The sequence below is a fragment of the Streptomyces sp. CBMA156 genome (assembly GCF_014596515.1).
Lineage (GTDB): Bacteria > Actinomycetota > Actinomycetes > Streptomycetales > Streptomycetaceae > Kitasatospora.
The window spans coordinates 41,962-60,490 of sequence record NZ_MSJQ01000379.1; the positions used below are offsets into that span (position 1 = coordinate 41,962).

The following is an 18,529-nucleotide window of genomic DNA, read 5'->3' on the forward strand; positions in this document are numbered from 1 at the left end:
CCCCTGCTCACAGCCAGCGCACGAAAGCGGAGCCCATCAAGTGAGCACTGATTTCCCCGAGCTGACGCCGGAGTCGGACGCGGACGACCTCCCGCCCGCCCCCGTCAACCCGCTTCGTGACCCCTCCGACCGACGGCTCCCGCGCATCGCGGGGCCGTCCGGTCTGGTCATCTTCGGGGTCACCGGCGACCTGTCCCGCAAGAAGCTGATGCCGGCCATCTACGACCTGGCCAACCGCGGTCTGCTGCCGCCGGGCTTCTCCCTCGTCGGCTTCGCCCGCCGCGAGTGGGACGACGAGGACTTCGCCAAGGAGGTCCACGACGCCGTCCGGGACCACGCCCGCACTCCCTTCCGGGAGGAGGTCTGGCAGCAGCTCGCCAAGGGCATGCGGTTCGTCCACGGAACCTTCGACGACGACGACGCCTTCGACAAGCTGCGCGCCACCATCGAGGAGCTGGACAAGGCCCAGGGCACCGGCGGCAACTTCGCCTTCTACCTGTCCGTCCCGCCGAAGTTCTTCCCGACGGTCGTCCAGCAGCTCAAGAAGCACGGCCTGGCCGACCCCCCGCAGGGATCCTGGCGCCGCGCCGTCATCGAGAAGCCCTTCGGCCACGACCTGGAGAGCGCTCAGGAGCTCAACAAGGTCGTCCACGAGGTCTTCCCCCGGGACGAGGTCTTCCGGATCGACCACTACCTGGGCAAGGAGACGGTCCAGAACATCCTGGCGCTGCGCTTCGCCAACCAGATGTTCGAGCCGATCTGGAACCGGTCGTACGTCGACCACGTGCAGATCACGATGGCCGAGGACATCGGCATCGGCGGCCGGGCCGGCTACTACGACGGCATCGGCTCCGCCCGTGACGTCATCCAGAACCACCTGCTCCAGCTGATGGCGCTCACCGCCATCGAGGAGCCCGCCTCCTTCCACCCGAAGGCGCTGGTGGCCGAGAAGCTCAAGGTGCTCAGCGCCGTCAAGCTCCCGGCCGACCTCGGCCGGCACACCGTGCGCGGCCAGTACGCCACCGGCTGGCAGGGCGGCGAGGAGGTCGTCGGCTACCTGGACGAGGACGGGATCGACCCCGGCTCCAAGACCGACACCTACGCGGCCATCAAGCTGGAGATCAACAACCGCCGCTGGGCGGGCGTCCCGTTCTACCTGCGCACCGGCAAGCGCCTGGGCCGCCGGGTCACCGAGATCGCGGTCGTCTTCCAGCGCGCCCCGTACCTGCCCTTCGACTCCTACGCGACCGAGGAGCTGGGGCAGAACGCCCTGGTCATCCGGGTCCAGCCGGACGAGGGCGTGACGGTGCGGTTCGGCTCCAAGGTGCCGGGCACCTCCTTCGAGGTCCGGGACGTCACGATGGACTTCGCCTACGGCGAGTCCTTCACCGAGTCCAGCCCGGAGGCGTACGAGCGGCTCATCCTCGACGTGCTGCTCGGCGACGCCAACCTGTTCCCGCGTCACCAGGAGGTCGAACTCTCCTGGCAGATCCTCGACCCGATCGAGAAGTACTGGGACACCCACGGCAAGCCCGCCCAGTACGCGGCGGGGACCTGGGGCCCGGTCGAGGCGGACGAGATGCTCGCACGAGACGGCAGGAGCTGGCGCCGCCCATGAAGATCGACCTCACCAACACGACGTCCAGCAAGATCAACGGCGCGCTCATGGAGGCCCGCCGGGCCCGGGGTTCCGGCGCCGCCGGCATGGTGCTCACCCTGGTGATCGTGACCGACGAGGGCAGCGCCTACGACGCCCTCAAGGCCGCCAACGACGCCTCCCGCGAGCACCCGATGCGCACCCTCGCGGTGATCAAGCGCGCCGGACGCTCGCCCCGGGCCCGCGCCGAGACCCGGCTGGACGCCGAGATCCTGGTCGGCTCGGACGCCGGGTCCGGCGAAACGGTTGTCCTGCGGATGCACGGCGAACTCGCCGCGCACGCCCAGTCGGTGGTCCTGCCGCTGCTGCTGCCGGACGCCCCGACCGTCGTCTGGTGGCCGGACAAGGCGCCGCTGCACCCGGCGCAGGACCCGCTGGGCTCGCTCGCCCAGCGCCGGATCACCGACGCCGTCACCGCCGAGTCCCCGGTGGGCCAGCTCGCCCAGCGCGCCCAGAGCTACTCCCCCGGCGACACCGACCTGGCCTGGACCCGGATCACCGGCTGGCGCTCGATGCTGGCCGCCGCGCTGGACCAGCGGCCGTCCACGGTCGTCTCCGCAGCGGTCGAGGGCGAGTCCTACAACCCCAGCGTCGAGCTGCTCGGCCTCTGGCTGACCAACCGGCTCCAGGTGCCGGTCGAGCGGGTCGTCACCGGCGGCCCCGGCATCACCGCGGTGCACCTGCGCACCAAGGACGGGGACATCACCCTGGACCGCCCGGACGGCCTGATGGGCACCCTGTCCATGCCCGGCTCGCCGGACCGCCAGGTGGCGCTCAAGCGGCGCGAGACCTCGGAGCTGATCGCCGAGGAACTGCGCCGGCTGGACCCGGACGACATCTACGCGACGGCGGTGCGCACGCCCGTCGACCGGCTGCACGAGCCGGTCAACGACGAGACCGCGGCGGCCGAGAAGATCGCCCGGGAGGTCGCCGAGGAGGCCGTCGAGGAAGCCGCCGAGGCGGCCGTGGCCAACCCGGACCGGGTGACCGCCGAGGCGGCCGCGAAGAAGCCCGCCAGGAAGGCCGCGGCCAAGCGCACCGGCAAGGAAGGCGCATGACCAACGCGACCCCGCAGCTGGTCGTCCACCGGGACAAGGAGCTGATGGCCCAGGCCGCGGCGGCCCGGCTGATCACCCGGATCGTGGACGCCCAGGCCGCCCGCGGCATCGCCTCGGTGGTGCTCACCGGCGGCCGCAACGGCAACGCCCTGCTGGCCGCGATCGCCGCCTCCCCGGCGCGCGACGCGGTCGACTGGGGCCGGCTGGACCTCTGGTGGGGCGACGAGCGCTTCGTGCCCGCCGCCGACCCGGACCGCAACGCCGTCCAGGCCCGCGCCGAACTGCTGGACGCCGTCCCGCTCGACCCGGCGCGGGTGCACGAGATGCCCGCCTCGGACGGGGTGGACGGCTCGGGCGTGGAGGCCGCCGCGGCCCGCTACGCCGAGGAGCTGGCGGAGGCGGCCGGCCCGGGCGAGCGCAACGGCGTCCCGGCCTTCGACGTGCTGCTGCTCGGCGTCGGCCCGGACACCCACGTCGCCTCGCTCTTCCCCGAGCACCCGGGCGTACGGGAGAGCGAGCTGACCGTGGTCGGCGTGCGCGGGGCCCCCAAGCCCCCGCCGACCCGGATCTCGCTCACCCTCCCGGCGATCCGCTCGGCCCGCGAGGTCTGGCTGCTGGCCGCCGGCGAGGACAAGGCGGGCGCGGTCGCGCTGGCCCTGTCCGGCCCCGGCGAGATCCAGGCGCCCGCCTCCGGCGCGTACGGCCGCAGCCGCACCCTGTGGCTGCTGGACCGCGCCGCCGCGGAGCGGATCCCGCCGCAGCTCTACCCGCCGTCCTCCGCCTGACCGGCCCCGGCAACGCCGAAGGGCGCCACCGTCACTCGACGGTGGCGCCCTTCTCGCTGTTGTGCCGGGGCGGGCCCGGGACCCTTCCGCTCAGATCTCACCGCGGAGCTTCGCCAGCGCCTCGGCCAGGATCGCCTCGCCGTCGGCGTCGGTGCGCCGCTCACGGACGTAGGCGAGGTGGGTCTTGTACGGCTCGTTGCGCGAGGGCGCCGGCGGGTTGTGCTGGTCCTGCCCGGCCGGGAAGCCACAGCGCGGGCAGTCCCACGTCTCCGGGATCGCCGCCTCGGCGGCGAAGCTGGGACGGGTCTCGTGCTTGTTCGCGCACCAGAAGGAGATCCGGTTGCGCGGAGCGGACTCGCCGCGCTCCGCCTCGCCCATCGGGCCGGCCCCGACCCTGCTGCCACGGATGGCATTGCCACTTGCCACGGTCTGACTCCCTGCGTACTGGTGCGCCGACCCGCCGCGGTGCGCGTCGGTGGCGAAAGTCGTCCTAGTGTAAGCAGGTGTTAAGCATCCGCCACCATCGCCTCCGCACCCGACCGTCCCAGGATAGGCGCTCGGGCGACGGGGCGTCAGGGATACGTCAGCTCTGGTACTTCAGCACCAGGCCCAGGACGAGGATGCTGGCGAACCAGCCCAGGCCGACCACGATGGTGATGCGGTCCAGGTTGCGCTCGGCCACCGCCGAGCCGCCGCCGGTGGACATCGCGCCACCACCGAACATGTCGGACAGGCCGCCGCCCTTCCCCTTGTGCAGCAGCACCAGCAGGATCATCAGCAGACTGAAGATGATCAGGGCAATCGAGAACCCGAGAACCACGACGGGACCAACTCTCTCGTATCTTCGGCGAAGGGGCCGGGCCGCGTACGGCGGTCCGGCCCCAAAGCGTACGTTGCGGCGGCGGCGTTAGCCTACTGCCTGCTCACGGTAGCGCACGATCTTGACGAACTCGTCGGCGTCCAGCGAGGCACCGCCGACCAGGCCGCCGTCGATGTCGGGCTTGGCCATCAGACCGGCCGCGCTCGACGACTTCACCGAACCGCCGTACAGCACCCGGACCTTGCCGGCCAGCTCGGCGTCGTACAGCTCGGCGATCCGGGCGCGGATGGCGGCGCAGACCTCCTGCGCGTCCTCCGGGGTGGCCACCTCGCCGGTGCCGATCGCCCAGACCGGCTCGTAGGCGACCACGATCGACTCGGCCTGGTGGGCCGGGACGCCGTCCAGGCCGCCGTCCAGCTGCGCCAGGGTGTGCTCGACGTGGGTGCCCGCCTTGCGGATCTCCAGCGGCTCGCCGACGCACAGGATCGGGGTGACCCCGGCGCGGTAGGCGGCCTTCACCTTGGCGTTGACGATCTCCTCGTCCTCGCCGTGGTACTGGCGGCGCTCGGAGTGCCCGATCACCGCGTAGGTGCACTGGAGCTTGGCCAGCATCGGTCCGGAGACCTCGCCGGTGTAGGCCCCACCGTCGTGCTGCGAGATGTCCTGCGAGCCGTACTTGATCTTCAGCTTGTCGCCGGAGACCAGGGTCTGCACCGAGCGCAGGTCGGTGAACGGCACCAGGACGGCGACCTCGACGGCCTCGTAGTCCTTGTCGGCCAGCGCGAACGCCAGCTTCTGGGTGTGCTGGATGGCCTCGAGGTGGTTGAGGTTCATCTTCCAGTTGCCCGCCATCAGCGGGAGACGGTCGGTCATGTGTTTCAGTCCTCCAGAGCGGCGAGTCCGGGGAGGGTCTTGCCCTCCAGGTATTCGAGGCTGGCACCGCCGCCGGTCGAGATGTGTCCGAAGGCGTTCTCGTCGAAGCCCAGGATGCGGACGGCCGCGGCGGAGTCGCCGCCGCCGACGACGGTGAACGCGTCGCTGTCGAGCAGGGCCTTCGCGACGGCGCTGGTGCCGCCCGCGTAGTCCGGGTGCTCGAAGACGCCCATCGGGCCGTTCCAGAACACGGTGCCTGCGTCGGCCAGCTTGGCCGCGTACAGCTCGCGGGTCTTCGGGCCGATGTCCAGGCCCTCCTGGTCGGCCGGGATGGCGTCGGCGGCGACGGTCGAGAAGTCGGCCGGAGCCTTGGTCCTGAGGTCCGGGAACTCCGTGGAGACCAGGACGTCCGTCGGCAGCACGAACTCGACGCCGCGCTTCTCGGCCCGGTCCAGGTACTCCTGGACGGTCGGGACCTGGTCCTCCTGGAGCAGCGAGATGCCGACCTCGTGGCCCTTGGCCTTGAGGAAGGTGTACGCCATGCCGCCGCCGATCAGGATCCGGTCGGCCTTCTCCAGCAGGTTGTCGATCACACCGAGCTTGTCGGAGACCTTGGCGCCGCCGAGCACCACCACGTACGGACGGGCGACCTCCTCGGTGAGCTTCTTCAGCACGCCGACCTCGGTGGCGATCAGGTCGCCCGCGGCGTGCGGCAGCAGGGCCGGCAGATCGTAGACCGAGGCGTGCTTGCGGTGCACGGCGCCGAAGCCGTCGCCCACGTACAGGTCGGCCAGCGCGGCCAGCTGCTCGGCGAAGGCCTTGCGCTCGGCGTCGTCCTTGCTGGTCTCGCCGGCGTTGAAGCGCAGGTTCTCCAGCAGCGCGACCTCGCCGCCCGCCAGCCCGGCCACGACGGCCGCGGCGCTGTCGCCGACGGTGTCGGTGGCGAAGGCGACGTCCTTGCCGAGGATCTCGCCGAGCCGCGCGGCCGCCGGGGCGAGCGAGAACCGCGGGTCCGGCGCGCCCTTGGGACGGCCGAGGTGCGAGGCGACGACGACCTTCGCACCGGCCGCGGCCAGCTTGGCGATGGTCGGCGCGACGGCGCGGATCCGGCCGTCGTCGGTGATCGTGCTGCCGTCCAGCGGCACGTTCAGGTCCGCGCGCACGAAGACGCGCTGGCCCTGGACACCGGCTTCGATGAGCTCTTCGATGGTCTTCACGGGGATTCGGTTTCTCCTGGGGAGATGGTTGATGCGCAGTGAGGCGGCACGGCGCAGGGGCCGCCTGAGAAGTCCTTGAGCGCGGAACGAGGGCCCGGTCGGCACCGTACGCCGGCCGGGCCCTCGTCCCTACATCACGTCAGCTCCCGCAAGGTCAGAGCCGCCCACCGACGAGGGTGACCAGGTCGACCACGCGGTTCGAGTAGCCCCACTCGTTGTCGTACCAGCCGAGCACCTTGACCTGGTTGCCCTGGACCATGGTGAGCTGGCTGTCGAAGATGCAGGACGCCGGGTCGTTGACGATGTCCGAGGAGACGATCGGGTCCTCGGTGTAGGCCAGGATGCCCTTGAGCGGGCCCTCCTGGGCGGCCTTCTGGAAGGCCGCGTTGACCTCGTCCTTGGTGACCTCGCGCTCCAGGGTGACGACCAGGTCGGTGATGGAGCCGGTCGGGACCGGGACGCGCAGCGAGGTGCCGTCCAGCTTGCCCTTCAGCTCCGGCAGGACCAGGGCGGTCGCCTTGGCGGCACCGGTCGAGGTCGGGATGATGTTCTGCGAGGCCGCACGAGCACGGCGCAGGTCCTTGTGCGGGAAGTCCAGGGTCACCTGGTCGTTGGTGAACGCGTGGACGGTGGTCATCAGACCCTTGACGATGCCGAAGCTCTCGTTCAGCACCTTGGCCATCGGCGCCACACAGTTGGTGGTGCAGGAGGCGTTGGAGATGATGTGGTGGTTGGCCGCGTCGTACTTCTCGTCGTTGACGCCCAGCACGATGGTGACGTCCTCGTCGCTGGCGGGCGCCGAGATGATGACCTTCTTCGCGCCGGCGGCGAGGTGCTTCTTCGCGGCCTCGGCCTTGGTGAAGATGCCGGTGGACTCGACGACGATGTCGGCGCCCAGGGCGGCCCACGGAAGGTTCGCGGGGTCACGCTCGGCGGTCACCTTGAAGGTGTGGCCGTCGACGGTGATGCTGTCCTCGGTGTGCGAGACCTCGCCCGGGAAGGTACCCAGGGTGGTGTCGTACTTGAGCAGGTGAGCCAGGGTCTTCGTGTCGGTGAGGTCGTTGACACCGACGACCTCGATGTCCGCGCCCTGAGCCTTGACCGCGCGGAAGAAGTTGCGGCCGATGCGGCCGAAGCCGTTGATGCCTACCCGGATCGTCACGAACCGATCTCCTCGTTAGGTACGCCGGGGCGGAGCCCCGACGGGGATGAGATTTGGGAAGTCCCCGACCGCCTATGACCCTACCCCTCCAGGGCACGGGACGGCACATCGCGCCGCGTGCTGAGACCGGGCGTGGCGCGGTCGAAAGCCGACTTCAGGCCGTCCGGCCTTGCTCGGCCGGGCAGTTGGTCCCGGGCCAGTGGTCTCTACCAATTCGGGAGTGTCGGCGGGTCCGGAAGCCCGCCCGGAGGACCGTCCGCGGGTGCCCCCGGAGACGGCCGCGGCCGGTGTCCCGCCATCGGGACACCGGCCGCGTTTCGCTCACTCAGCGTGATCGTCAGTTCATCGCCATCTCGTCGGTGAGGCTGGCCTCGGTGCTCGGCAGGCCGAGCTCGGAGGCGCGCTTGTCGGCCATCGCCAGCAGCCGGCGGATCCGGCCGGCCACCGCGTCCTTGGTCAGCGGCGGATCGGCGAGCGCGCCCAGCTCCTCCAGCGAGGCCTGCTTGTGCTGCATCCGCAGCTGGCCGGCCGCGGCCAGGTGCTCGGGCACCTCGTCGCCGAGGATCTCCAGCGCGCGCTGCACCCGGGCCCCGGCCGCCACCGCGGCGCGGGCCGAGCGGCGCAGGTTGGCGTCGTCGAAGTTGGCGAGCCGGTTGGCGGTGGCGCGCACCTCGCGCCGCATCCGGCGCTCCTCCCAGGCGAGCACCGACTCGTGGGCGCCGAGCCGGGTCAGCAGGGCACCGATCGCGTCGCCGTCGCGGATGACCACCCGGTCCACGCCGCGCACCTCGCGGGCCTTGGCCGGGATGCCGAGCCGACGGGCGGCGCCGACCAGGGCGAGGGCGGCCTCGGAACCGGGGCAGGTGATCTCCAGCGAGGACGAACGGCCCGGCTCGGTGAGCGAGCCGTGCGCCAGGAAGGCCCCGCGCCAGGCGGCCTCCGCGTCGCAGGTGGCCCCGGAGACGACCGCCGGCGGCAGCCCCCGGATCGGACGACCTCGGCCGTCCACGAGTCCGGTCTGGCGGGCGAGCAGCTCGCCGTCCTTGACCACCCGGACCACGAAGCGGCTGCCGCGGCGCAGCCCGCCGGGGGCCATCACCACGAGGTCCGAGGAGTGCCCGAAGATCTCCAGCAGGTCCTTGCGCAGCCGTCGTGCCGCCGCCCCGGTGTCCAGCTCCGCCTCGATCACGATGCGACCGCTCACGATGTGCAGTCCGCCCGCGAACCGCAGGATCGCCGACACCTCCGCCTTGCGACAGCAGGCCCGGGTGACCGGGAGCCGGCTGATCTCGTCCTTCACCGCTGGAGTCATCGCCATGGCCCGATCCTTCCATGTGTCCGGAAAATCCGGTCGTACGCTGCCGCCAACAGCTCGGGGTCGTGTCGCGGCGTCCCGTCGGTGCGGGCCACCGAGCCGAGCACCAGAGCGGCGCCCATCCGCTCGGCGGCCTTCTCCAGGCCGTCCAGGTCGGCCTGGCCGAAGGCCCCGCCGGTGACGGCGCGCTCGTCCACCAGGATCGCATCCACCGCGAGGTCCGGAGCGTGGTCGGCGATGACCTCCAGGTGACGCTGCGGGGTGAAGCCCTCGGTCTCCCCGGGCTGGGGGGCCAGGTTCAGGGTGAGCAGGCGGCGGGCGCGGGTCCCGGTGAGCGCCTGGGCCAGCTCGGGCACCAGCAGGTGCGGCAGCACGCTGGTGAACCAGGAGCCGGGGCCGAGCACCACCCAGTCCGCCTCCCGGACGGCGGTGACCGCCTCGGGGACGGCCGGCGGCCCGTCCGGCAGCAGCCGGATCGACTGCACGGTGCCCGGGGTCACCGCGACGTCGGCCTGGCCGCGCACCGCCGTGACCTCGGCGGGGCGGGCCGGGTCGTGGCCGCGCACGGTCGCCTCGATGTCCAGCGGCACCGCCGACATCGGCAGCACCCGGCCCTGGACGTTGAGCAGCCTGCCGACCCAGTCCAGCGCCGCCACCGGGTCGCCCAGCTTCTCCCAGAGCGCGACGATCAGCAGGTTGCCGACCGCGTGGCCGCCGAGTTCGCCGGTGCCGGTGAAGCGCTGCTGGATGACCTCGGACCAGGTGCGGCCCCAGTCGTCGTCCCCGCACAGCGCGGCCAGCGCCTTGCGCAGGTCGCCCGGGGGCAGCACGCCCAGCTCGGTGCGCAGCCGTCCGCTGGAGCCGCCGTCGTCGGCGACGGTGACCACGGCGGTGAGGTCGCTGGTGAGCCGGCGCAGCGCGGACAGCGAGGCGGACAGGCCCTGCCCGCCGCCGAGCGCGGTGATCCTCGGGGCCGGATTGGTCCGGGCGGGACTACTGCGCGGACGGCTCGGCGCCGTGGGCCGGGCCGGGCTGAACGCCCGGTCACCGGTCCTGCTCTGCGGCTGCCGCCCGGGCACGTATCCCGCCACACATCACCTCGCGTTCCTCGGCCCGCCGACCGCTCCGCCGACGGGCCCGGCAGGGAGGCGGCGGTTACTCCCGTCCCATGTCACGGTGGACGAGCACCGTCTCGACTCCGTCGGCGATGAGACGCTTGGTCAGACGCTCGGACATGGCGACGCTGCGGTGCTTGCCACCGGTGCAGCCTACGGCAAGCGTCATGTAGCGCTTCCCCTCGCGTCGGTATCCCTCGGTGATGATGCGCAGCAGCTGGGCGTAACCGTCCAGGAACTCGTTGGCTCCGGGCTGCTGGAAGACGTAGTCGGCGACGTCCGCGTCGGTGCCGGTGCGGGCGCGCAGTTCGGGCACCCAGTGCGGGTTGGGCAGGAAGCGGCAGTCCACCACGAGGTCGGCGTCGACCGGCAGGCCGTACTTGAAGCCGAAGGACATCACGGTGGCGCGCAGCTCGGGCTCGTCGTGGTCGGCGAACTGGGCGTCCAGCTTGGCGCGCAGCTGGTGCACGTTGAGGTTGGAGGTGTCGATCACCAGGTCGGCCTCGCCGCGCAGGTCGCGCAGCAGGTCGCGCTCCAGGGCGATGCCGTCCACGATCCGGCCGTCGGCCTGCAGCGGGTGCGGGCGGCGGACGCTCTCGAAGCGGCGCACCAGCGCCTCGTCGGAGGAGTCCAGGAAGACGACCCGCAGCCGGACGCCGCGCTTCTCCAGCGCGTCCAGCGAGGTGAGCAGGTCGTCGAAGAACTGCCGGCCGCGGACGTCCACGACCACGCCGATCCGGGCGACGTTGCCCTGGGACCGGGCTCCCAGGTCGACCATGGTCGGGATCAGGGCCGGCGGCAGGTTGTCCACCACGAACCAGCCGAGGTCTTCAAGGCACTTGGCGGCGGTGGAGCGGCCGGCTCCGGACATGCCGGAGATGATCACCAGCTCCGGCGCGTTCTCGGCCACGTCTGACACGGTCACTTCGGTTCCCCGCTCTCGGTCTTTCTGCTGGGGAGAACGCGCACGGCACGGCCGCCCTTCCCCGGCCCGGGCAGGCGGGCGGGGCCGGGGCACACCGGCTGACGGGCGGCGTCGGCCGTCATGGCGTCTCCTGGGATGGTGCGGTCCGGTGCGCTGCTGCCACCGGCTCGGCGGCCTGCTCGGCCCCGTCCTCGATGATCTCGCCGGTCGCGGTGTTGACCGCGGGTGCGGCGGGTGTACGGGACGACAACGCCGCCGCAACGGTCTGCGCGGTGCGGCGTCCGATGCCGGGTACCTCGCAGAGCTCGTCGATGGTGGCGGCCCTGAGCTTCTTCAGCGAGCCGAAGTGCTTGAGCAGCGCCTGGCGGCGAGTCTCGCCGAGGCCCGGGACGGAGTCCAGTTCCCCGGCGGTGAGTCGCTTGGAACGCTTGTTGCGCTGATAGCTGATCGCGAAGCGGTGCGCCTCGTCGCGGACCCGCTGGAGCAGGTAGAGGCCCTCGCTGGAGCGCGGCAGCACCACCGGGTCGTCCTCGCCGGGCAGCCAGACCTCCTCCAGGCGCTTGGCCAGGCCGCACAGCGCGACGTCGTCGATGCCGAGTTCGTCCAGGGCCCGCCTGGCGGCGGCGACCTGGGGCTGTCCGCCGTCGACGACCAGCAGCTGGGGCGGGTAGGCGAAGCGCTTGGGGCGGCCCTCGTCGTCCCGGCCGCCGGGACCGGTGTCGGTGCCGGTGTCCGTACCGTTGCCGGTGCCGGGCTCGTCCTCCTCGGGGACGGCCCACTCCCCGGTCTGCTCGCGCTCCCTGAGGTAGCGGCGGAAGCGCCGGCTGATCACCTCGTGCATCGAGCGGACGTCGTCCTGGCCCTCGAAGCCCTTGATCTGGAAGCGCCGGTACTCGCTCTTGCGGGCCAGGCCGTCCTCGAAGACGACCATGGAGGCGACCACGTCCTCGCCCTGGAGGTGGGAGATGTCGTAGCACTCGATGCGCAGCGGGACGGAGTCCAGCTCCAGCGCGTCGGCGATCTCCTGGAGGGCGCGGCTGCGGGTGGTGAGGTCGGAGGCGCGCTTGGTCTTGTGCAGCGCCAGCGCCTGCTGGGCGTTGCGCTGCACGGTCGCCATCAGGTCCTTCTTGTCGCCGCGCTGCGGGATGCGCAGGTCGACCTGGCTGCCGCGCAGGCCGCCGAGCCACTCGCGCACCGGCTCAGCCGGGTCGGGCAGGGCGGGCACGAGGACCTCGCGCGGGACGGACTCGCCGCCGCCGTAGAGCTGCTGGAGGGCGTGCTCGACCAGACCGGCGGTGTCCACGTCCTCGACCTTGTCGGTGACCCAGCCGCGCTGGCCGCGCACCCGGCCGCCGCGGACGTGGAAGATCTGCACGGCGGCTTCGAGTTCGTCCTCGGCGAGGGCCAGCAGGTCGGCGTCGGTGGCGTCGGCGAGCACGATGGCGTTCTTCTCCATCGCGCGCTTGAGGGCGCCGATGTCGTCCCGCAGCCGGGCCGCCTTCTCGTACTCCAGCTCGGCCGCGGCCTCCTGCATCTCCGTCTCCAGCCGGCGCAGGTAGTTGCCGGTGCGCCCGGCCATGAAGTCGCAGAAGTCCTCGGCGAGCGCGCGGTGTTCGTCCGCCGAGACCTTGCCGACGCAGGGCGCGGCGCACTTGCCGATGTAGCCGAGCAGGCAGGGCCGGCCGACCTGGCGGGCGCGCTTGAAGACGCCGTTGGAGCAGGTGCGGACGGGGAAGACGCGCAGCAGCAGGTCGACCGTCTCGCGGATCGCCCAGGCGTGTCCGTACGGGCCGAAGTAGCGCACGCCCTTCTTGTGCGCCCCGCGCATCACCTGGACCCTCGGGTACTCCTCGTCGAGGGTGACGGCGAGTTCCGGATAGCTCTTGTCGTCGCGGTACTTGACGTTGAACCGCGGGTCGTACTCCTTGATCCAGGAGTACTCCAGCTGGAGCGCCTCGACCTCGGTGCCGACCACGGTCCACTCCACCGAGGCGGCGGTGGTGACCATGGTCGCGGTGCGCGGGTGCAGGCCCGCCAGGTCCTGGAAGTAGGACGACAGGCGCGGCCGCAGGCTCTTGGCCTTGCCGACGTAGATGACCCGGCCGTGGGCGTCGCGGAACCTGTAGACACCGGGGGAGGTCGGGATCGCACCGGGCGCGGGGCGGTAGGTGCTCGGGTCAGCCATGAGTCCACCGTACCGAGTGGGGCCGGGGCCGCGGGGAGGAGATCGTCAGGGGGGACCGTGGAGGTCGGGAGGCGGTCAACTGCGTCAGCTCGGGGTCACCTTGAGGTTGCCGCCCTCGACCGTGACGGCGTAGGCGGGCAGCGGGGAGGGGGCCGGGCCGTCCTGCACGGCGCCGTCCGCGATGGCGAACCGGCTGCCGTGGCAGGGGCACTGGATCTGGGCGTTCTTCACCTGGTCCACGATGCAGCCGGCGTGGGTGCACTTGGCGCTGAACGCCTTGTACTGGCCGGCGGCGGGCTGGGTCACCACGATCTTCTGCTCGCGGAAGACCTTGCCGCCGCCCTCGGGCACGGCCGAGGCCGGACCGAGGTCCACCGGGCCCTTGGGGGCACCGCTGCCGCCGGAGGCGGAGGAGCCGCACCCGGTGACCGCCACCGTGCCGCCGGCCGCCAGCACGGCCGCGGCTCCGCAGAGCAGGGTGCGGCGGGAGGCGGTGGGGCTGCTCTCGGGGGCCTCGGACATCGGTGCGCTCCTACGGTTTGCTGCTGCTGCGAGGGACCACGGAAGTCTATGCCGCACGCACCCCGCCGCTCCCTGGCCACCCGCGCGGTAGCGGGGGGCGTCGGGAGCGGCGGGGTGGGCGCGCGGGGCTACTTCTTCGCGGCGGCCGCGCGCTTGCGCGGCGCCTTCTTCGCCGGGGCGGCCACCGGGGCGTCCGCGAAGCCACCCGGAAGGATGTCCCGCAGGAACTTGCCGGTGTGGCTCTCCGGGACGGCGGCGATCTGCTCCGGGGTGCCTTCGGCGACCACGCCGCCGCCGCCGGAGCCGCCCTCGGGGCCCATGTCGACGACCCAGTCGGCGGTCTTGATCACATCGAGGTTGTGCTCGATGACGATCACCGTGTTGCCCTTCTCCACCAGCCCGCTGAGCACCTTGATCAGCTTGCTGATGTCCTCGAAGTGCAGACCGGTGGTGGGCTCGTCCAGCACGTAGACCGTCCGCCCGGTGGAGCGCTTCTGGAGCTCCGAGGCGAGCTTGACGCGCTGCGCCTCGCCGCCGGAGAGGGTGGGCGCGGACTGGCCGAGCCGGACGTAGCCGAGGCCGACGTCGTTGAGCGTCCGCAGGTGCCGGGCGATCGCCGGGACGGCCTCGAAGAAGGCCAGCGCCTCCTCGATCGGCATGTCCAGCACCTCGGCGATGGACTTGCCCTTGTAGTGCACCTCCAGCGTCTCCCGGTTGTACCGGGCGCCGTGGCAGACCTCGCACGGCACGTAGACGTCCGGCAGGAAGTTCATCTCGATCTTGATGGTGCCGTCGCCGGAGCAGTTCTCGCAGCGGCCGCCCTTGACGTTGAAGGAGAACCGGCCGGGCAGGTAGCCGCGGACCTTGGCCTCCTGCGTCTCCGCGAAGAGCCGGCGGACGTGGTCGAACACCCCGGTGTAGGTGGCCGGGTTGGAGCGCGGCGTGCGGCCGATCGGCGACTGGTCGACGTGCACCACCTTGTCCACCAAGTCGGTGCCGGTGATCCGGGTGTGCCGGCCCGGCACGCTGCGGGCGCCGTTCAGCTCCCGGGCGAGGTGGGTGTACAGGATGTCGTTGACCAGCGTCGACTTGCCGGAGCCGGAGACGCCGGTGATCGCGGTGAAGGTGCCGAGCGGGAAACCGACCGTGACGTCCTTGAGGTTGTGCTCACGGGCGCCGTGGACGGTCAGCTGGCGCTTCTTGTCCCGCTCGCGGCGGGTGTCCGGGATCGGGATGGACCGCTTGCCGGAGAGGTACTGGCCGGTCAGCGACTCCTTGTTGGTGAGCAGCTGCTTCAGCGAGCCGGAGTGCACCACCTTGCCGCCGTGCTCGCCGGCGCCCGGGCCGATGTCGACCACCCAGTCCGCGGTCTTGATGGTGTCCTCGTCGTGCTCGACCACGATCAGGGTGTTGCCGATGTCGCGCAGCCGCACCAGCGTCTCGATCAGCCGGTGGTTGTCCCGCTGGTGCAGGCCGATGGACGGCTCGTCCAGCACGTACAGCACGCCGACCAGGCCGGAGCCGATCTGGGTGGCCAGCCGGATGCGCTGGGCCTCGCCGCCGGACAGGGTGCCTGCCGCGCGGTCGAGCGAGAGGTAGTCCAGGCCGACGTCGACCAGGAAGCGCAGCCGCTCGTTGACCTCCTTGAGGACCCGCTCGGCGATCTGCTTGTCCCGGGCGTTGAGCTTCATCGCGCCCAGGAACTCGGAGCAGTCGCTGATCGACATCGAGGAGACGTCGGCGATCGACCTGTCCTCGACGGTGACCGCGAGCACCACCGGCTTGAGCCTGGTGCCCCGGCACGTCGGGCAGGGCACCTCGCGCATGTAGCCCTCGAAGCGCTCGCGGCTGCTGTCGCTCTCCGCCTCGGTGTGCCGGCGCTGGATGAACGGGATCGCACCCTCGAAGCCGGTGCTGTACGAGCGCTCCCGGCCGAAGCGGTTGCGGTAGCGGACCTCCACCTGGTGCTTGTGCCCGTACAGCAGCGCCTTCCTGGCGCGGGCGGGCAGCCCGGCCCAGGGGATGTCGGTGCGGAAGCCGAGCTCCCCGGCCAGCGCGTCGATCAGGCGCTGGAAGTACTCCTTGGCGTGCCCGGCGGACCACGGGTGGATCGCGCCCTCGTCCAGCGAGCGCTCCGGGTCGGGGACGACCAGCTCGGCGTCGACCTCCATCCGGTTGCCCAGGCCCGAGCAGTCCGGGCAGGCGCCGAACGGCGAGTTGAAGGAGAACGAGCGCGGCTCCAGCTCCTCGAACGACACGTCGTCGTACGGGCAGTAGAGGTGCTCGGAGTACATCCGCTCGCGCTCGGGGTCGTCCTCGGGGAGGTCGACGAAGTCGAGCACGACCATGCCGCCGGACAGCCGCAGGGCCGTCTCCACCGAGTCGGTGAGCCGCCGCTTGGCGCTGTCCTTGACGGTCAGGCGGTCGATCACCACCTCGACGGTGTGCTTCTCCTGCTTCTTGAGCTTCGGCGGCTCGGCGAGCTGGATCGTCTCGCCGTCGACGCGGGCGCGGGAGTAGCCCTTGGACTGGAGGTCGGCGAAGAGGTCGACGAACTCGCCCTTGCGCTCGCGCACCACCGGGCTCAGCACCTGGAAGCGGGTGCCCTCGGCGAGCTCCAGCACCTTGTCCACGATCGCCTGCGGGGACTGCTTGGCGATCGGGCGGCCGCAGTGCGGACAGTGGGGCTTGCCGATCCGGGCGAACAGCAGGCGCAGGTAGTCGTAGACCTCGGTGATGGTGCCGACGGTCGAACGGGGGTTGCGGTTGGTGGACTTCTGGTCGATCGAGACGGCCGGGGAGAGGCCTTCGATGAAGTCGACGTCGGGCTTGTCCATCTGCCCGAGGAACTGGCGGGCGTACGAGGACAGCGACTCCACGTAGCGGCGCTGGCCCTCGGCGAAGATCGTGTCGAAGGCGAGCGAGGACTTGCCGGAGCCGGAGAGGCCCGTGAAGACGATGAGGGAGTCGCGGGGCAGATCGAGCGAAACGTTCTTGAGGTTGTGCTCGCGAGCACCGCGGACGATGAGGCGGTCGGCCACTGCTTCTGGCGCCTTTCTCCGGGGCGAGAGGGCTTGCGTCGGGATGTGCTGCTTCTTCCAGGATGCGGCAGCCAGCCTATAGCTCAGACGTTCGAATATCGACCTTGTCCAGCCGGGCCCACCCGAACGAGTGAAGCCGACCTCCGGACCGTCCGTACCCGGACCGAAAAAGGCCCTGCTCAGGGCCGGGATTCGGCGATAGCGTCACCTGGTCAACGAGCGAAGCCCCGGGCGGGCAACGCCCCGCCCCCACCGAAGGCAGATGTGATGACCGACCCGCAGTCCGCCGCCGCCCGGTCCCTGGCCCAGGTCGAGGAGAGCACCCGGCACCTGCTGCACACCGTGGCCGGGCTGAAGCCCGCGGCCCTCGCCGAACCCTCCGCGCTGCCCGGCTGGACCCGCGGCCACGTGCTGGCCCACCTCGCCCGCAACGCCGACTCCCTGGTCAACCTGCTCACCGGAGCCCGCACCGGCACCGACATCCCGCAGTACACGAGCGGCGAGGCCCGCGACCGGGACATCGAGCGCGACGCGCCCCGCCCGCTGGAGGTCCAGCTCGACGACCTGCGCGCGTCGCACGAGCGCTTCGCCGAGGCCGCCGCGCTGCTGTCCCCCGAGGCCTGGGCGGCGTCCGTCAGGCACCGCTTCGGCTACGTCTTCCCGGCCCACGGGATCCCGGCCAAGCGCGTGGTGGAGCTGGAGTTCCACCACGTCGACCTCGACGCCGGCTACACCCCCGCGCACTGGCCGGAGTCCTTCGCCGTCGCCCAGTTCCGCAGGCTCGCCGCGAACCTGGCCGACGACGCCGGGCTGCCCGCCGTCTCCCTCGCGGCCGAGGACACCGGGGACCGCGCCGTGATCGGCTCGGGCACCCCGGCCCTGACCGTCGAGGGCCCCGTCCGCGCCCTCACCGCCTGGCTCTCCGGCCGCTCCGACGGCGCGGGTCTGCGCCGCACCCCCGACACCGCCCTCCCCCCGCTTCCCCCGATGGGCTGACGGCGCGAGGATGATCCCAGGAGCCACTGGAGAGGAAGCGAACGGATGACGTACCACGGAGCGGTCAAGGTCGGCGGACCGCCGGACGTACGGGAGCTGGCCCACCTGATCATCACCAAGGTGGCGGTCGGCCCGTACGACAACAACGCCTACCTGCTGCGCTGCCGGGCCACCGACGAGCAACTGCTGATCGACGCCGCCGCGGACGCCCCGGCGCTGCTGGAGACCGTCGGCGACGAACTGGGCACCGTGGTCACCACCCACCGGCACCACGACCACTGGGGCGCGCTGGCCGAGGTGGTCGCCACCACCGGCGCCCGCACCGCGGCCGGCGAGCACGACGCCGAGGGCATCGAGGTCCCCACCGAGCTGCTGCTCGCGGACGGGGACACGCTGCGGGTCGGCGAGGTCGGGCTCACCGTCCGGCACCTGGTCGGCCACACCCCCGGCGCGATCGTGCTCGTCTACGACGACCCGCAGGGCCACCCCCACGTCTTCACCGGCGACTGCCTCTTCCCCGGCGGCGTGGGCAACACCTGGGGCGACCCTGAGGCCTTCGGGACGCTCTACCGCGACGTCACCGAGAAGGTCTTCGACGTCCTGCCGGACGAGGCCTGGGTCTACCCCGGCCACGGCAACGACACCACTCTCGGGGCGGAGCGCCCGCACCTGGCGGAGTGGCGCGAGCGCGGCTGGTAGCCCGCCCCGCCGAACGGCCGAGGCCCCCGCGACCTTGGGTTCTAACGGTCCTCGCAACACCCGCGATCTGTGGGAGTTGCGAGGACCGTGGGCGTTGAGCGTGCTGATCTTGCGGGATTGAGGGATCGCTTCCTTGCGCGGCTGGACGTTGTGGGGAAT

At 71.7% G+C, this 18,529-nt stretch carries 16 protein-coding genes; 5 read left to right on the top strand and 11 right to left on the bottom strand.

Translation table 11 applies throughout. The features are described 5' to 3' along the window. The first annotated feature begins 61 nt into the window (after positions 1 to 61). From zwf to pgl, 3 genes are read left to right on the top strand one after another with little or no spacing between them, the layout of a single operon-like run. Positions 62 to 1,618, top strand: coding sequence for a glucose-6-phosphate dehydrogenase (gene zwf, locus BU198_RS33185; protein WP_188300566.1), 1,557 nt, complete (start codon positions 62 to 64; stop codon positions 1,616 to 1,618). Continuing rightward, on the top strand, positions 1,615 to 2,715 hold the full coding sequence (gene opcA / locus BU198_RS33190) for a glucose-6-phosphate dehydrogenase assembly protein OpcA (protein WP_188300550.1): 1,101 nt from the start codon (positions 1,615 to 1,617) through the stop codon (positions 2,713 to 2,715). Before zwf ends, opcA begins: the two co-directional genes overlap by 4 nt. Next, a complete protein-coding gene (gene pgl, locus BU198_RS33195; RefSeq protein ID WP_188300551.1) occupies positions 2,712 to 3,500 on the top strand; it encodes a 6-phosphogluconolactonase in 789 nt (262 codons plus the stop codon). The genes opcA and pgl overlap by 4 nt, the downstream gene beginning before the upstream one ends. Before the next feature lie 90 nt (positions 3,501 to 3,590). On the opposite strand, the gene BU198_RS33200 is transcribed toward pgl, so the two are convergent. From BU198_RS33200 to uvrA, 11 genes are all read right to left on the bottom strand, one after another. Next, positions 3,591 to 3,878 (bottom strand): RNA polymerase-binding protein RbpA, encoded by a 288-nt coding sequence (locus BU198_RS33200; RefSeq protein ID WP_223245297.1) that lies wholly within the window; start codon positions 3,876 to 3,878, stop codon positions 3,591 to 3,593. Positions 3,879 to 4,083: 205 nt separating this feature from the next. Then, complete coding sequence (gene secG, locus BU198_RS33205; protein WP_188300553.1) at positions 4,084 to 4,320, bottom strand: preprotein translocase subunit SecG; 237 nt, start codon at positions 4,318 to 4,320, stop codon at positions 4,084 to 4,086. 87 nt (positions 4,321 to 4,407) lie between these two features. Beyond that, complete coding sequence (gene tpiA / locus BU198_RS33210) at positions 4,408 to 5,193, bottom strand: triose-phosphate isomerase (protein ID WP_188300554.1); 786 nt, start codon at positions 5,191 to 5,193, stop codon at positions 4,408 to 4,410. Between the two features lie 5 nt (positions 5,194 to 5,198). Further along, positions 5,199 to 6,410 carry a phosphoglycerate kinase gene (locus BU198_RS33215; RefSeq protein ID WP_188300555.1) on the bottom strand — a complete coding sequence of 404 codons (1,212 nt, stop codon included), beginning with the start codon at positions 6,408 to 6,410 and terminating at the stop codon, positions 5,199 to 5,201. A gap of 154 nt (positions 6,411 to 6,564) precedes the next feature. Further along, positions 6,565 to 7,572, bottom strand: coding sequence for a type I glyceraldehyde-3-phosphate dehydrogenase (gene gap / locus BU198_RS33220; RefSeq protein WP_188300556.1), 1,008 nt, complete (start codon positions 7,570 to 7,572; stop codon positions 6,565 to 6,567). Between the two features lie 337 nt (positions 7,573 to 7,909). After that, complete coding sequence (gene whiA / locus BU198_RS33225; protein ID WP_097235854.1) at positions 7,910 to 8,890, bottom strand: DNA-binding protein WhiA; 981 nt, start codon at positions 8,888 to 8,890, stop codon at positions 7,910 to 7,912. After that, a complete protein-coding gene (locus BU198_RS33230) occupies positions 8,881 to 9,978 on the bottom strand; it encodes a uridine diphosphate-N-acetylglucosamine-binding protein YvcK (protein WP_188300557.1) in 1,098 nt (365 codons plus the stop codon). The genes whiA and BU198_RS33230 overlap by 10 nt, the downstream gene beginning before the upstream one ends. A gap of 64 nt (positions 9,979 to 10,042) precedes the next feature. Next, positions 10,043 to 10,927 (bottom strand): RNase adapter RapZ, encoded by an 885-nt coding sequence (gene rapZ / locus BU198_RS33235; RefSeq protein ID WP_317620428.1) that lies wholly within the window; start codon positions 10,925 to 10,927, stop codon positions 10,043 to 10,045. Between the two features lie 118 nt (positions 10,928 to 11,045). After that, positions 11,046 to 13,112: an excinuclease ABC subunit UvrC gene (gene uvrC, locus BU198_RS33240; protein WP_188300558.1), complete on the bottom strand. Its 2,067-nt coding sequence runs from the start codon at positions 13,110 to 13,112 to the stop codon at positions 11,046 to 11,048. Positions 13,113 to 13,196: 84 nt separating this feature from the next. Beyond that, the gene (locus BU198_RS33245; protein ID WP_188300559.1) at positions 13,197 to 13,634 is read right to left on the bottom strand and encodes a Rieske (2Fe-2S) protein; all 438 of its coding nucleotides are present in this window, start codon (positions 13,632 to 13,634) and stop codon (positions 13,197 to 13,199) included. Between the two features lie 128 nt (positions 13,635 to 13,762). After that, the gene (gene uvrA, locus BU198_RS33250) at positions 13,763 to 16,675 is read right to left on the bottom strand and encodes an excinuclease ABC subunit UvrA (protein ID WP_317620429.1); all 2,913 of its coding nucleotides are present in this window, start codon (positions 16,673 to 16,675) and stop codon (positions 13,763 to 13,765) included. Positions 16,676 to 16,942: 267 nt separating this feature from the next. Between uvrA and BU198_RS33255 the strand changes: the two genes are divergently transcribed. Both BU198_RS33255 and BU198_RS33260 read left to right on the top strand, forming a co-directional pair. Continuing rightward, complete coding sequence (locus BU198_RS33255; protein ID WP_188300560.1) at positions 16,943 to 17,671, top strand: maleylpyruvate isomerase family mycothiol-dependent enzyme; 729 nt, start codon at positions 16,943 to 16,945, stop codon at positions 17,669 to 17,671. 45 nt (positions 17,672 to 17,716) lie between these two features. Next, complete coding sequence (locus BU198_RS33260; RefSeq protein ID WP_188300561.1) at positions 17,717 to 18,370, top strand: MBL fold metallo-hydrolase; 654 nt, start codon at positions 17,717 to 17,719, stop codon at positions 18,368 to 18,370. Positions 18,371 to 18,529 lie beyond the last annotated feature (159 nt).

Excerpts from the sequence above, each read along its gene's own strand:
- opcA (WP_188300550.1), top strand. The coding sequence starts at position 1,615 with ATGAAGATCGACCTCACCAACACGACGTCCAGCAAGATCAACGGCGCG.
- pgl (WP_188300551.1), top strand. The coding sequence starts at position 2,712 with ATGACCAACGCGACCCCGCAGCTGGTCGTCCACCGGGACAAGGAGCTG.
- BU198_RS33200 (WP_223245297.1), bottom strand. The coding sequence starts at position 3,878 with ATGGGCGAGGCGGAGCGCGGCGAGTCCGCTCCGCGCAACCGGATCTCC.
- tpiA (WP_188300554.1), bottom strand. The coding sequence starts at position 5,193 with ATGACCGACCGTCTCCCGCTGATGGCGGGCAACTGGAAGATGAACCTC.
- whiA (WP_097235854.1), bottom strand. The coding sequence starts at position 8,890 with ATGGCGATGACTCCAGCGGTGAAGGACGAGATCAGCCGGCTCCCGGTC.
- uvrC (WP_188300558.1), bottom strand. The coding sequence starts at position 13,112 with ATGGCTGACCCGAGCACCTACCGCCCCGCGCCCGGTGCGATCCCGACC.
- BU198_RS33245 (WP_188300559.1), bottom strand. The coding sequence starts at position 13,634 with ATGTCCGAGGCCCCCGAGAGCAGCCCCACCGCCTCCCGCCGCACCCTG.
- BU198_RS33255 (WP_188300560.1), top strand. The coding sequence starts at position 16,943 with ATGACCGACCCGCAGTCCGCCGCCGCCCGGTCCCTGGCCCAGGTCGAG.
- BU198_RS33260 (WP_188300561.1), top strand. The coding sequence starts at position 17,717 with ATGACGTACCACGGAGCGGTCAAGGTCGGCGGACCGCCGGACGTACGG.